The sequence below is a fragment of the Izhakiella australiensis genome, assembly GCF_002006995.1.
Taxonomy (GTDB): Bacteria; Pseudomonadota; Gammaproteobacteria; order Enterobacterales; family Enterobacteriaceae; genus Izhakiella; species Izhakiella australiensis.
The window spans coordinates 119,946-133,827 of sequence record NZ_MRUL01000011.1 but is presented as its reverse complement, the minus strand read 5'-3'; the positions used below and the strand labels follow the sequence as shown (position 1 = coordinate 133,827).

Here is a 13,882-nt window from a genome sequence, read left to right as displayed (position 1 = left end):
AGTTCACATAGATAGAATCACGCCAGTACCTGACAACAGAGTCAATTTTGTGAATAAGCTTTCTGTCGAACAGGCATCGCTTAGCTGGAATGAACAAGGTACACCTGTTTCCCGAGCTTTCGGCGACGTCTATTTTTCCAATCAAAACGGCCTTGAGGAAACGCGCTATGTGTTTCTCGGCGGAAATCAGCTGCCGGCGCGCTTTGCCAGCCATCCTCATTCGCTGTTTACCGTTGCCGAAACTGGCTTTGGCACCGGCCTTAACTTCCTCACCCTTTGCCAGTCATTTGCTGATTTTAGCCAGCACCATCCTCAAGCCAGGTTACAGCGTCTGCATTTTATTAGCTGTGAGAAGTTTCCGTTAACTGCGGCTGATATGGCGCAGGCTCATCAGTCCTGGCCGGAACTGGCCGTCTGGAGCAAAGCGTTACTCAGCCAGTGGCCGCCAGCGCTGCCGGGCTGTCATCGCCTGCTACTGGATGACGGCCGCATAACGTTGGATCTCTGGTATGGAGATGTTAACCAGCTAATTGATACTTTTGATGACAGTTTGCAGCATCAGGTTGATGCCTGGTTTCTTGACGGCTTTGCGCCGGCGAAAAATCCGCAAATGTGGACGCCAGCCCTGTTCGACTGTATGGCGCGCCTGGCACGAGAAGGCGCCACTCTGGCAACCTTTACCGCTGCCGGCTTCGTGCGGCGCGGCCTGCAGCAGGCCGGCTTCACGGTAGAAAAGCGCAAAGGCTTTGGCCACAAGCGGGAAATGCTGTGCGGTATGCTAAGCCAGCTGCGCCCGGCGCGACAGCGTACGCCCTGGTATCAGCGCCCTGCCGCCCGCGAGGGCGATATCGCGATTATCGGCGGCGGCATTGCCAGCGCTCTGCTGTCGCTGGCGCTGCTGCGTCGGGGACGGCGCGTTACTATCTACAGCGACGCCAGCGCGCCGGCAGAAGGCGCTTCCGGCAACCGTCAGGGCGCGCTATACCCGCTGCTTAACCCGCAGGATGAGGCGTCCGGACAATTCTTTCCGGCCGCGTTTACCTTTGCCCGTCGCTGTTTTGACGCGCTGGATTTTTCCTTTGAACACCAGTGGTGCGGCGTAACGCAGCTCGGCTGGGATGAAAAAAGCCAGCGTAAGATCGATAAAATGCTGGAAATGGCGCTACCCGCTGCGGTGGCTCAGGCCGTGAACGCCGGGCAGGTAGACCAACTGGCGGGGCTACCCATCGGCTGCGGCGGCATGCATTATCCGGCTGGCGGCTGGCTGTGTCCGGCCGAGCTGACCGCCGGATTAATCAACAGCGCCCAACAAAAGGGGCTGTTAGTACGCTGGCGGCACAGCCTGACAAGGCTGGAGGATGAAGGCGCGCGCTGGCTGCTGCATTTTGCCGATGGCGGCCAGGCTCGGCACGCTAACCTGGTGCTGACTAACGGCGCCGGCCTCAACCAGCTGGCGCAAAGTGAAATGCTCCCCGTCTATCCGGTTGCCGGACAGGTCAGCCACGTGCCGACCAACCCACAGCTAAGCCAGCTAAAGCAGGTGCTCTGCTACGATGGCTATCTGACGCCGGTCAGCCCGCAGCACCAACAGCATTGTATCGGCGCCAGCTATCATCGCGGCAGCCGGCAAACCGGATACAGCGCCGAAGACCAGTTGGATAATATCGCCCGACTGGAGAAATGCCTGCCGCAGGCCGGGTGGACGCAAACGCTGGACGCCAGCGCGGGCGAGGCGCGCTGCGGCGTGCGCTGCGCTACCCGCGATCATCTGCCAATGCTGGGAGCGCTGCCGGATTATGCACGCACGCTGCGCCAGTACGCCGATCTGGCGCAGCTGGACAACCAGCGCCAGGCCGGGCCGGCACCGTGGCACGCAGGGGCTTTCGTGCTGGGCGCCCTGGGATCAAGAGGATTATGCAGCGGACCACTGGCGGCGGAAATCCTGGCGGCGCAGCTCTGCCATGAGCCAATACCGCTCGACGCGCAAACGCTGGCGGCCCTTAATCCGAACCGCTACTGGCTGCGAAAATTACTGAAAGGTAAACCGGTGGTTCATCGCTAAAACGCCGGCGCCGCTCTGCGGGCAATAAAAATCCGCCTGGAGTGAAACGCCGCAGCGCCCCACCCGCAGGCGGAAAGATGACGTCTTTGAAGTATCAGGCGATCTGACGCGCCTGAGCAAACAGATTGTCCCACATACCGATGACTAACGCCTGGTCGCGCGGTGAAAGCTCACCGGCATGGATAGCGTTCTGCAGGCTGTTTTGCACCTGAATCTGCAGCGCTTCCGGCGTATGTTCGCCTGACTGCTCAAGCTCTGCGACGGCCAGCGTTAAATGACCACGCAGGTAGCCACTGGCAAAAAGTTCGTCGTCGCTGGCATGCTCAACCATGTCATCAATCAGAGCAAGAATGCGCGCCTCAAATTCATCAATCATGAAATGTCCTCAGTTCAGTTCTTCACACCCAGCTCAACACAACTCTTCCGGCCAGGGAAACTGCGTCGCCGTCAGCGTGGGTGTCTTGTAATATGCGCGAAGCGCGGCAATAAAGCGAGCCGGACGCGCCGGAATCCCTTTTTCCAGATAATTCATTACTTGCTGATGAACCCGGCGCTGAAACGCAATGCGGTCTGGTTCACATTCACCGTCAAGATTGTCACAGCTGACGTTAAAAGGAAAACCGGCGGCAACGCAAAATAACCATTCCAGCGCCTGTGGTTTAATTTCAACCGATTCAAATTCGTTTTGCGTACCGGCATCACGCCCGTCCGGGCAATACCAGTAACCAAAATCTACCAGCTTGCGCCGCGCTTCCCCGGCGATACACCAGTGGGAAATCTCATGTAGCGCGCTGGCATAGAAACCGTGGGCGAATACCACCCGGTTCCAGATGGAGGTTTCATCCGCAGGAAGATAAATCGGCTCATCCTCTCCCTTAATGAGACGGGTCTGAAAATCGTCCTGAAAGCAGCTGTCGAAAAGCATAATCAGCTGTTGGTAATGATGGTCGGTTTGCATCTGTGTGTTCTCAAAATCGCCCCGTCGCCCGAGGCTGACGGGTACTTCCGTGCATAATAAAGGTTCTTTTACTGAAACAGGCGATGTAAAAAGGTCGCCACCACGCCGCCATGGCTGTCATAAAGCAGCTTGGCGCTCATCAGCGCCGAAACTATCACCACCATCGGTCGGATCAGAGACTGCCCTTTACTCAACACCATGCCGGCGCCAAGGCGCGCGCCAATCACCTGGCCGCAAAGCATCACCAGGCCAACGCCCCATACCACCTTGCCGCCCAGCATAAATAGCAGCAGGCCGCCAACGTTGGAGGTAAAATTAAGCACCTTGGCATGGGCAGTGGCTTTGGCCAGGTTAAAACCGGCCAGCGTAACAAAAGCCAGGGCATAGAATGAACCGGCGCCGGGGCCGAAGAAGCCGTCGTAGAAGCCCACGCAGCCGCCAGCGACTAACGCGAAAGGCACGCCGGACAGCCGGTGCTGGCGGTCTTCACTGCCAAGGCGCGGCATCAGCAGGAAGTAAAAGCCAATGCCCATGACCAGCAGCGGCAATATCTGACGCAGTATGGCGGAGTCCACATGCTGCACCAGTAAAGCGCCGGAAACCGATCCTATTAAGGTCAGTAGAATATTGCGTTTTTGCGTCGCCAGGCTAACCACGCCGCTGCGAACAAAATAGAGGCTGGCAGAAAAGGATCCACCCACCGCCTGCAGCTTGTTGGTCGCCAGCGACTGCGCGGGAGACAAACCCGCACTCAGCAGCGCAGGAATGGTTATCAGCCCGCCGCCGCCGGCGATCGAGTCGATAAAGCCGGCCAGTACCGCCACGGCAAACAATCCTGCCAGTAAGGCAGGTCCGACAATGAACCATTCCATCTGCGCTGTTTTTCCTTAGAGAAGATGTTTATCCAGCAGAGCCTGACATGACGGAGGCAGCGGCGGCGGCTGACGTTTCACCGGCTTTGCAGCGCCCGGCTTCGGCGGCGCGAACCAGCTATCCAGCTCGGCGCCGCAGCCATCGCCCGCAGGAGGCGGCTGCTGTTCCTGACATTCGCGGCTATCGGGCGGGCAGCGTAAGCGCACGTGCATATGGGCACGATGACCGAACCACGGGCGTACTTTATGCAGCCAGTCGCGATCGCCCCCCGCTTCGGCGCATAGCTGCTTTTTAATTGCCGGCGCCACGAAAATACGCGTTACCTCGCTATCCTGCGCCGCCAGTTTGACCAGGCTGCCAAGCTGTGGCTGCCAGTTGCGGTTAACGGAACGTCCGTCCGCACTCACCAAATCGAGCGGCTGCGGCTTCAGCAGCATCGCCTCACTCCAGCGCGATTTCGGTAACTGTAGCCAGATGTCAACGTCAAGCCCGCTCTGATGACTGGCATGGCCGCTGCTGAAGCGTCCGCCTGCTGCCATACCCATATCGCCGATCAATACCTCGCCAAGCTGTAGCCCTTTCACCTGATTACTCAAACGCTGAATAAACAAAATCAGGTCGGGATGACCGAAGTAGCGCCGCTGATCCTGGCGCATTACCTGATAGTTACTGGACTTCAGCGGCAGCTGCTGCGCGCCGATGATGCAGCCGTTAGCGAACGCCCCTATCGACTGGGCCGGCCCGCTGACGGGTTGCCGGATATTTTGCCATGGCGTGGCCGCCAGCAGCGAAGTGCTGAACAGTAACGCGGCGAGTACGGACAGCGATTTCTTCATAGGGTTACCAGCGCGGCACCGAAGAATTAACCTCGGCATTCTGCGCCCGATGCCGCAATAAATGATCCATCAGGACGATGGCCATCATCGCTTCGGCGATCGGCACAGCGCGAATGCCTACGCAGGGATCGTGACGACCTTTGGTGATCATCTCAACCTCTTCACCTGTGCGGGTGATGGTTTTCCCCGGCACGGTAATGCTGGATGTCGGCTTCATCGCCAGATGGGCAATAACCGGCTGTCCGCTGCTGATACCGCCGAGAATGCCGCCGGCATGGTTGCTTTGAAAACCGCTGGCGCGGATCTCATCGCGATGCTGACTGCCGCGCTGGCCGATTACCGCAAAGCCGTCGCCAATCTCAACGCCCTTAACGGCATTGATGCTCATCAGCGCATGGGCCAGATCGGCATCAAGGCGATCGAATACCGGCTCGCCCAGGCCTGGCGGTACGTTCTCCGCCATCACCGTCACCTTCGCGCCGATCGAGTCGCCCTCTTTTTTCAGCGCCCGCATCAGCGCATCCAGCGCCTCAAGCTTGTCGGGATCGGGGCAGAAAAACGGATTTTGCTCCACCTGGTCCCAGTCTTTCAGCTCGCAGGCGACGTCACCAATTTGTGCCAGATAACCGCGCACCTGAACGCCAAAACGCACTGCCAGATATTTTTTGGCGATAGCGCCCGCCGCGACGCGCATTGCGGTTTCACGCGCCGAAGAGCGCCCGCCGCCGCGGTAATCGCGCAGGCCGTATTTCTGTTCGTAGGTATAATCAGCGTGCCCCGGCCGGAACAGATCTTTGATCGCGCTGTAATCCTGCGAGCGCTGATCGGTATTCTCAATCAGCAGACCGATGCTGGTGCCGGTGGTGACGCCTTCAAAAACGCCAGAAAGGATTTTGACCCGATCGTCTTCCCGACGCTGCGTGGTATAGCGCGAGGTGCCGGGACGACGCCTGTCCAGATCGTGCTGCAAATCCGCTTCGCTTAAAGGGATGCCCGGCGGTACGCCATCTACGATGGCCCCCAGCGCCACACCATGAGACTCACCAAAGGTCGTCACGCGAAACAGTTGCCCTAATGTATTACCAGCCATTCAAGCCTCAGTTATTTTTTTGATTACGCTTTAAATGCAGCAAAGTGATGCTGCGCGGCAACAATCTGGTCGCGCGTCAACATGAAAACACCGTCGCCGCCATTTTCAAATTCCAGCCAGCTAAAGGGAATATCGGGATACTGATCGATCATATGCACCATGCTGTTGCCGACTTCGCAAATCAGCACGCCCTGCGCGCTAAGATAATCCGGCGCCTGCGCCAGGATGCGCTTCACCAGATCGAGTCCGTCCTGCCCGGCAGCCAGCCCTATTTCAGGTTCATGGCTATATTCATCCGGCAGGTCGTCCATATCTTCAGCATCGACATACGGGGGATTGCTGACGATTAAATCGTAAGGAAGCGTTGTGAGCGAGCGAAAAAGGTCGGAGCGTATCGGCGTCACCTGGTGCTGCATTTCGTGCTGATGGATATTCAGCTCGGCAACTGCCAGCGCATCAGCGGAGAGGTCGACGGCGTCAACCTGCGCCTCAGGAAAGGCATAGGCGCAGGCAATGGCGATGCAGCCGCTACCGGTACACATATCGAGAATATGCGTGGGAGACTCAGGCAGCAGTCCGGCAAAATTCTGCGCTATCAATTCGCCGATCGGCGAACGCGGCACCAGCACCCGCTCATCAACGTAAAATTCGTGGCCGCAAAACCAGGCTTTATTGGTCAGATAGGCGACGGGAATAAATTCTTTTACCCGGCGGATAATACGTTCAACGACCCGCTGACGCTCGCTGATTGTCAGGCGAGAACGATACATGTCTTCCGGAATGTCGAGCGGCAGATAAAGCGTTGGCAATACCAGCTGTACCGCTTCATCCCAGGGATTATCGGTACCGTGACCGTACCAGAGGCCGGCGGCGGAAAAACGACTAACGGCCCAGCGCAACATATCCTGAATGCTATGCAGTTCGCTGACTGCTTCCTCGACAAAAATTTTGTCCAAATTGCCCTCCACAGGCCGGTCAATCAAGCTGGGCGTTAGTTTGCCATGAAGGGAACGCTATTTCATCGCATCTGAATTAAAAAGCTGATATTTGTTGAACGCGAACGCGCTTTTTACGGGTAAACTTAAAGGCCATCGCCACCGGGCGGCAGCGGCAAACACAAGGCATTAAGGGCGAAAATACAGTTACTGATGAGCAAAAAAAATCCTCTGAGCGCCGAAGATCGGGCTCTGTTTAACCAGCTGGTGCGCGGCACCACCAAAATGAAACAGGACACCGTTCTGCACAAGCCCGCGCCTAAGGTCAGCAAAGCGCCTTCGGCAAAGCGATTGTTGTCAGAGCAGATTGATGCCAGCCACTATTTTTCCGATGAGTTCCAGCCGCTGCTGGCAGCGGAAGGGCCAGTGCGTTATGTCCGCGCCGACGTTGACGCCTATGAGCTGAAAAAGCTGCGCCGCGGCGACTATGCGCCTGAGATATTTCTCGATTTGCACGGCCTGACCCAGCTACAGGCCAAACAGGAGCTGGGGGCGCTGATTGCCGCCTGCCGACGCGAACATCTGTTTTGCGCCAGCGTGATGCATGGCCACGGCAAGCATATCCTGAAGCAGCAGACCCCGCTCTGGCTGGCGCAGCATCCGGACGTGTGTGCCTTCCATCAGGCCCCGAAAATGTTCGGCGGCGACGCCGCGCTGCTGGTATTGATTGAGCTTGAAGAGTGGCAACCGCCCGCGCTGCTGTAGACGCTAAAGCCAAAACGCCGACGCGATAGCGTCGGCGCTGAGAGTCTGAATCAGGCGGTTATATTGCTTTTGCCAGCTTAGCCGGACTAACCTGCCACAGCAGTTTCCCCTGCGCGTACCCGGCGTCATATTCAACGCAGGCAATCGCCGAGGTGGCGAACATCGGCGGCGTCTCCTGCGGACAGAGTTCAGAAACCAGATAGCCGACCAGCGGCAGATGAGAAATAACAATGACCGATTTCACCCCTTCTGCGGCCAGCGACTGCAGGTAGCAGGCCACCAGCGCCGGATCGCCTCCCGGCGTCAGCTCGGGCAGCACCTCCCGCCCTTCCGGCAGAGGTAATATTTCACGAACTGTTTGCTGAGTCTGTTCAGCGCGCAGATAGGGACTAACCAGAACCCGCTCGATGTTCACGTGCTGATTTTTCAACCAGCCTGCCATCTGACGGGATTCGTCACAGCCGCAATGCGTAAGAGGTCTGACGGAATCACTCGCTGCATCTAACGCTGCATCACCATGACGCATAATGAAAACTTGCATATTGCACCGCTGTTGTTAAATAAAAACGCCGGTAAAGTGTTTCAAAACCGACCCTTCATTTTACAAATGAACGCTGTGTTGTACCTTAACGCCTTCATTATAGTCAACAAGCCGTTCACTTATTAAACGCTTTTCTCCCTGCTGACGCCAGGCGTCAGCAGGGCACATTTCGCTAACCCGCTGAAGCGGCATGGGTATTGTCTGACGAAGAAGTTTTGTAAAATTTTTCATCATTGCTCAGCATTGCCTGAAGACGCTGGCAGGGGGTAAATCGTGGACCATGCTGTTGCGTTAACAATGTTAACATATTGACAATATCTGAAATTCCGCACTGATCCAGATAGCGGAAAGGTCCGCCGAGAAACGGTGGAAAACCGATGCCAAAGATAGCGCCGATATCACCATCTCGCGGACTTTTAATCACCCCTTCATCCAGCGCGCGTACCGCTTCATTTAGCATCATCATCACGCAGCGCTCGGCAATCTGCTGCGGCGTTTGATGTGCTCCCGGCGTAACCTGCAGCAGCTTATAAACCTGTTCATCGCCCTTTTTCCGACCCCGGCCGCCGGCAGGATAAAGATAAAATCCGCGTCGATTCTTTTTACCTTTGCGACCGTCAGCCAGCACCCGTTCAAAGGCCTCCGGCGCAGCAAAACGTTCACCGAACGCTTCAGCCATAATTGGCAGGATCTTACTGCCCACATCAATGCCAACCTCATCCAGCAGCTGAATCGGGCCGACCGGAAAGCCAAACTTAACCAGAGCGTCATCCACCCGATCAATTGCTTCGCCTTCCAGTACGCAGCGCAGCGCCTCATTAATATAGGGAGCCAGAATGCGGTTGACATAAAAACCGGCGCTGTCCGCCACCACGATCGGCGTCTTGCCCATTTTGCGTGCCAGCGCAACGGTGGTCGCCACGGTCTGCTCTGACGTTGCTTTATGGGGAATGATTTCCACCAGCGGCATCTTATCAACCGGGCTGAAAAAGTGCAGACCGATAACCTGCTGCGGGCGCGCTGCCTGTGCCGCAATATCGCCGATCGGTAAAGAGGAGGTATTTGAGGCAAAAATAGTCTGCGCGCCGCAGCGGCTTTCAACGTCATTAACCATCTGCTGCTTGAGCGCCAGATCTTCGAACACCGCTTCCATCACCAGGTCAATTCCGGCGAATCCCCGATAGTCGGTGCCGCCGGAGATGAGCGCCATCTGCTTATTACGCTGCGCCGGGGTGATATGACGCCGCTTAACTTTACGGCTCAGCAAATCCCAGCTGTATTTCAATGCATGGTTAATTCCCTGAGTATTAATATCTTTAATACGTACCGGTAGCCCCGCTTTGGCAGCCGCTACGCTGGCAATCCCGCCGCCCATTAATCCGCCGCCAAGCACCCCGACCTTATGCAGTGGCTGAATATTGTCATCGTTTGCCTGCTCGCGTTTCATTTCACCGGTCGCAAAAAAGATGCTGCGCAGCGCGGCTGACTCCGGGGTCATAGCCAGTTCGCCAAAGGCGCGGGCCTCGGCGATATAGCCGCTACGATTTTTTTGCGCCAGTCCGGTTTCGACTACCGCAAGAATGCGCTCAATCGCCGGGTAGTTATCCTGCGCCTTAGCCTGGGCTTTTTTCGCGGCGATGTGGAATAAAACCTGACGGCCCAGCGGCGCGTTCAGCACGCGCTCGCGCAGCGGCCAGGGCTGGCGTTTTACCGCCCCTTTCAACACCATCGTCACGGCGGTTTCCAGCAGAATGCTATCGGCAACCACATCGTCGACCAGTCCCATCTTCAGCGCCTGACGTGGACGAAGCGTCTTACCCGTCAGGATCATATCCAGCGCGCGCGACGGACCAATAAGCTGCGGCAAGCGTTGAGTACCACCGGAGCCAGGCAGTAACCCCAGCTGCACCTCCGGCAGGCCGAGTCGGGTTTTATCGTTAGCGGTACAGACGCGTTTATCGCAGGCCAGCGCCAGTTCCAGTCCGCCGCCCAGGCAGGCGCCGTGGATAGCCGCCACCACCGGAAAAGGTAAATCAGCCAGCTCCTGCATAATAAGCTGCCCCTGCTCCGCCAGCGCCTGAGCCTGCTGTGCGGTTTGGCATTCAGCAATCATGTTGATATCAGCGCCAGCAATAAATGAATCACGCTTGCCGGAAATCAGCACGATGCCCGCCAGCTGTTGATGACTGCGCGCTTCGCGTATCACCGCCTGCAGCTGCGGCGCGAACGCCGCTTTCAGGGTATTCATCTTCTCGCCAGGCACGTCGATAGTGATCACCGCTACGTGGTCCAAACGGTAGTTGAGGGTAAAAGCCGATGTGGTTGTCATGAATAGCTCTCCAGCACCATCGCCGCGCCCAGGCCGCCGGCTGCGCATGCGGTAACCAGTCCCAAACCGCCGCCGCGGCGCTGCAATTCGCGCAGCGTCTGGGTAATCATCCTTGCCCCTGTGGCGGCAAAAGGATGCCCGTAGGCAATCGAGCCGCCCAGCACGTTAAACTGCTCTTCGTTAACTTCACCCAGCGCATGGGGACGATTAAGCATCTCGCGGGCAAAGCGCTCGTCGGCAAAAAGCTTGAGGTTAGCAAGGGTCTGGGCGGCGAAAGCTTCGTGCATATCAATCAGCGTCAAATCGCTGAGCGTAATGCCCGCGCGATCCAGCGCCAGCGGTGAGGCGTAAGTCGGGCCCAGCAGCATATCCTGCCAGACATCAATCGCGCTGAAGGCATAGCTCCTGAGATAGCCGAGCGGCGTAATGCCCAGCGCCTTCGCCCGTCCTTCAGTCATCAGCATTACAGCTGCCGCGCCGTCGGTGAGCGGCGTGCTGTTGGCGGCGGTAACGCTACCGTGTTTGCGGTCAAATGCCGGCCGCAGGCGGCTGTAACTTTCCATACTGGAATTGTGGCGGACATTATTATCCTGTTCTATCGCCTCGCGAAACGGCGCGGTATAGGCGGTCATCACTTCATCGTTCAGCAATCCCTGCTGCCAGGCGCGCGCGGCGCGCTCATGGGAGCGATGGGCCAGGCTGTCCTGCGCTTCACGCGTAATGCCATGGGTTTTAGCCATCTGTTCTGCGGTATCGCCCATGCGTAAGCCGGTGGAATATTCGGCGACTGCCGGAGGCACCGGCAGCAAATCGCGCGGACGCAGCTGCCTGAGCAACGAAAGTTTTTGTCCCAGTGAGCGGGCCTTGTTGAGATCAACCAGCATACGCGCCAGCTTTTTACTGACGCCAATCGGCAATACCGAGCTGGAATCGGCCCCGCCAGCGATAGCCACCTGCGCCGTGCCGGCCAGCAGACTCTCCGCCGCGTTGGCTACCGCCTGAAAGCTGGTTGCGCAGGCGCGGCTCACGCTGTAGGCATCGGTATTGACGCTCATTCCGCTGCCAAGAACGATTTCACGGGCGATATTCGGCGCCTCAGGCATCTGGACCACCTGACCAAAGACCAGCAGATCAATCACTTCTGGCGGTAACTCGCTACGCACCAGCAGTTCGCTCACCACCATCCTGCCCAGTTCCACAGCCGGAATGCCGTGGAAGGCCGTGGCCTGGCGGACAAAGGGGGTACGAAGTCCATGAGTAATAACAATCCGTTCACCGGGCTGGGAGAGTCGCGTCTGCTGGCTCATCAGTTCACCTGTTGCAATTAAAAGACCGACGGCATGGTTGCCTTAGTGGTCAGACCTGATCCTAAGTTTTATCGATAACGGGGAATTTCGCCAAGCGGCAGAAGAAAAAATTGAGAGTAAAAACACGCTTTAACAGAAAAAACGGCAGCCGGAAGCTGCCGGTTGCAGAATCAGACAGCCTAACGTAAACCCAGCTGGAAAATCAGCGCCTCAGCCTGGCAGCTAAAGGTAAAATCAACATTAAGCCATACGCCTGCGGCGTCTTGTTCAAAGCGGGGCGAAATGACGCAAGGCTCAGATTCCGCCGCCCGTGCTTTTGCCGTCAGCGCCGCCAGCGACGCTTCGGCTTGCTGACGGTCGTCATAGCGCTGGCGCCAGGAAGCGCTGCAATCAGAATTGTCCATCACGGTGCCGACATCCACACAGCAACAGGCAGCGGTCTCATTTGCGCTGCATTTATTCAGAGAATTTTTCAAATCTGGCTCCTTGACGTTACGACAGGTTAAATACTTTCTCACTGCCCTGCAGTTTACTCCTGTATTAACGAACAGGTAGCGCCCCCGCGTTTTATCGGCAAAAAAATTGATCTGCCGCATATCCGGCAAATGAATTGAAATCAAAAAGAAAGATTTTGTTAAGCGGATCGCTTTTTTAAAATCATTTGCGAAATATTTGCTAAACAATATTGCAACTTTAGCACAGGTCGGACCTATACTTGGGCCACTGGTCTGATTTGTCAGATGTATTCCAGTCCCTACAATCCGCGATCCATTGTTACCTGATGTAACATACGTTTAAAAATTAGATAAATGAGGTTGTGGTCATGAACCATAAAAACCTGTTTGCAAAGTCTGCACTGGCAGCAGCAGTGGCACTTGTTACAACAAACGTTTCAGCCGCGGGCTTTCAGCTCAATGAATTTTCCGCTGTCGGCCTGGGGCGCGCTTATTCAGGCGAAGGTGCAATAGGGGACACGGCGGCTTCCGCCAGTCGTAACCCGGCCACCATGGCGCTAATGGATCGCCCAATGTTTTCAATTGGCGCGGTTTACGTCGACCCAAGCGTAGATATTTCTGGCCGTACCGCTTCAGGCAACAGCCTGGACGCCAAGAATATTGCACCTAATCAGTGGATCCCCAATATTCACTATGTTCAGCCGATCAACGATCAATGGTGGATTGGCGCATCGGCAACCAGCAACTACGGTCTGGCGACAGAATACAGCAACAGTTATGCTGCCGGCGGCTACGGCGGTAAAACCGACCTGATGACCACCAACCTCAACCTGAGCACCGCCTATCGTCTTAACAGCCACTTCAGCTTCGGCGTTGGCTTTGACGCGGTTTACGCCCGGGCTAAAATTGAGCGCTATGCTGGCGAGCTGGGCTCGCAGCTGCCTGCGGTCGGCCTGCCTGCCGCACCGGCGGATACGCAAGTAGCACACCTTAAAGGGGATAAATGGGGTTACGGCTGGAATGCCGGTATCCTGTACGAAGTCGATGAAAATAACCGCTTCGGCTTTACCTACCGTTCAGAAGTTAAAATCGACTTTGACGGCGACTATAAGAGTAATATCCCCAGTCAGCTGAATCCGGTGGCCGGTCAGTTCGGGCTGCCATACGGCACCAGCGGCAGCACGATCCCTGGCTCTCTGACGCTCAATCTGCCTGAAATGTGGGAGCTTTCTGGCTACCATAAAGTGGCGCCGAAATGGGCTGTCCACTACAGCATGGCTTATACCAGCTGGAGTCAGTTCCAGGAGCTGAAAGCGACGGGCTCTAACGGACAGACGCTGTTCTACAAGGAAGAAGGCTACCGGGATGCTTACCGCATCGCGCTGGGAACCTCCTATTTCTACGATGATAACTGGACCTTCCGTGGCGGTATCGCCTTTGATGACAGCCCGGTTCCTTCGGATAAGCGTTCAATTTCCATTCCGGATCAGGACCGTCTGTGGCTGAGCCTCGGCACCACCTACGCCTTCAATGAAAATGCCTCAGTCGACCTGGGCGTATCTTACATGCACGGTCAGAAAGTGACGGTTAAAGAAGGTACCGACCTTGCCGCAACGCGGGCTAACGGCGGCAGACCAGTGCCTTATACCTTCAATTCTGACGGTAAAGCCTGGCTGTACGGCGCGGAATTTAACTATAAGTTCTGATCGTTTTCCGGGTAAAAAAAGACCA

Annotated in this window: 13 protein-coding genes; 3 read left to right on the top strand and 10 right to left on the bottom strand. The window is 56.6% G+C overall.

Going from position 1 to position 13,882, the window contains the following annotated elements:
- Nucleotides 1-49 precede the first annotated feature (49 nt).
- Entirely contained in the window at nucleotides 50-2,062 is a 2,013-nt protein-coding gene (gene mnmC, locus BTJ39_RS15835; RefSeq protein WP_176110339.1) for a bifunctional tRNA (5-methylaminomethyl-2-thiouridine)(34)-methyltransferase MnmC2/FAD-dependent 5-carboxymethylaminomethyl-2-thiouridine(34) oxidoreductase MnmC1, read from the top strand.
- 94 nt (nucleotides 2,063-2,156) lie between these two features.
- Here mnmC and BTJ39_RS15830 read toward each other — a convergent pair whose 3' ends face one another.
- The 6 genes from BTJ39_RS15830 to prmB form a co-directional block, all read right to left on the bottom strand.
- A complete protein-coding gene (locus tag BTJ39_RS15830; protein ID WP_078003654.1) occupies nucleotides 2,157-2,438 on the bottom strand; it encodes a YfcL family protein in 282 nt (93 codons plus the stop codon).
- Nucleotides 2,439-2,471: 33 nt separating this feature from the next.
- On the bottom strand, nucleotides 2,472-3,020 hold the full coding sequence (locus BTJ39_RS15825) for an elongation factor P hydroxylase (RefSeq protein ID WP_078003653.1): 549 nt from the start codon (nucleotides 3,018-3,020) through the stop codon (nucleotides 2,472-2,474).
- Between the two features lie 68 nt (nucleotides 3,021-3,088).
- Entirely contained in the window at nucleotides 3,089-3,892 is an 804-nt protein-coding gene (locus tag BTJ39_RS15820; RefSeq protein WP_078003652.1) for a sulfite exporter TauE/SafE family protein, read from the bottom strand.
- 15 nt (nucleotides 3,893-3,907) lie between these two features.
- A complete protein-coding gene (mepA, locus tag BTJ39_RS15815) occupies nucleotides 3,908-4,729 on the bottom strand; it encodes a penicillin-insensitive murein endopeptidase (RefSeq protein ID WP_078003651.1) in 822 nt (273 codons plus the stop codon).
- 4 nt (nucleotides 4,730-4,733) lie between these two features.
- Nucleotides 4,734-5,819, bottom strand: coding sequence for a chorismate synthase (gene aroC / locus BTJ39_RS15810; protein WP_078003650.1), 1,086 nt, complete (start codon nucleotides 5,817-5,819; stop codon nucleotides 4,734-4,736).
- A 23-nt stretch (nucleotides 5,820-5,842) separates the two neighbouring features.
- Nucleotides 5,843-6,775 (bottom strand): 50S ribosomal protein L3 N(5)-glutamine methyltransferase, encoded by a 933-nt coding sequence (prmB, locus tag BTJ39_RS15805; RefSeq protein WP_078003649.1) that lies wholly within the window; start codon nucleotides 6,773-6,775, stop codon nucleotides 5,843-5,845.
- A 192-nt stretch (nucleotides 6,776-6,967) separates the two neighbouring features.
- Between prmB and smrB the strand changes: the two genes are divergently transcribed.
- Complete coding sequence (gene smrB, locus BTJ39_RS15800) at nucleotides 6,968-7,519, top strand: endonuclease SmrB (RefSeq protein WP_078003648.1); 552 nt, start codon at nucleotides 6,968-6,970, stop codon at nucleotides 7,517-7,519.
- 58 nt (nucleotides 7,520-7,577) lie between these two features.
- Here smrB and sixA read toward each other — a convergent pair whose 3' ends face one another.
- The 4 genes from sixA to BTJ39_RS15780 all read right to left on the bottom strand — a co-directional run bounded on the left by sixA (nucleotide 7,578) and on the right by BTJ39_RS15780 (nucleotide 12,172).
- Entirely contained in the window at nucleotides 7,578-8,060 is a 483-nt protein-coding gene (gene sixA, locus BTJ39_RS15795; RefSeq protein ID WP_078003647.1) for a phosphohistidine phosphatase SixA, read from the bottom strand.
- A 172-nt stretch (nucleotides 8,061-8,232) separates the two neighbouring features.
- On the bottom strand, nucleotides 8,233-10,389 hold the full coding sequence (gene fadJ, locus BTJ39_RS15790; RefSeq protein ID WP_078003646.1) for a fatty acid oxidation complex subunit alpha FadJ: 2,157 nt from the start codon (nucleotides 10,387-10,389) through the stop codon (nucleotides 8,233-8,235).
- Nucleotides 10,386-11,696 (bottom strand): acetyl-CoA C-acyltransferase FadI, encoded by a 1,311-nt coding sequence (fadI, locus tag BTJ39_RS15785; RefSeq protein WP_078003645.1) that lies wholly within the window; start codon nucleotides 11,694-11,696, stop codon nucleotides 10,386-10,388. The genes fadJ and fadI overlap by 4 nt, the downstream gene beginning before the upstream one ends.
- A 179-nt stretch (nucleotides 11,697-11,875) precedes the next feature.
- Entirely contained in the window at nucleotides 11,876-12,172 is a 297-nt protein-coding gene (locus BTJ39_RS15780) for a YfcZ/YiiS family protein (protein WP_176110337.1), read from the bottom strand.
- Nucleotides 12,173-12,519: 347 nt separating this feature from the next.
- On the opposite strand from BTJ39_RS15780, the gene fadL reads away from it, so the two are divergent.
- Nucleotides 12,520-13,857, top strand: coding sequence for a long-chain fatty acid transporter FadL (gene fadL, locus BTJ39_RS15775; RefSeq protein ID WP_078003644.1), 1,338 nt, complete (start codon nucleotides 12,520-12,522; stop codon nucleotides 13,855-13,857).
- The last annotated feature ends 25 nt before the right edge of the window (nucleotides 13,858-13,882 follow it).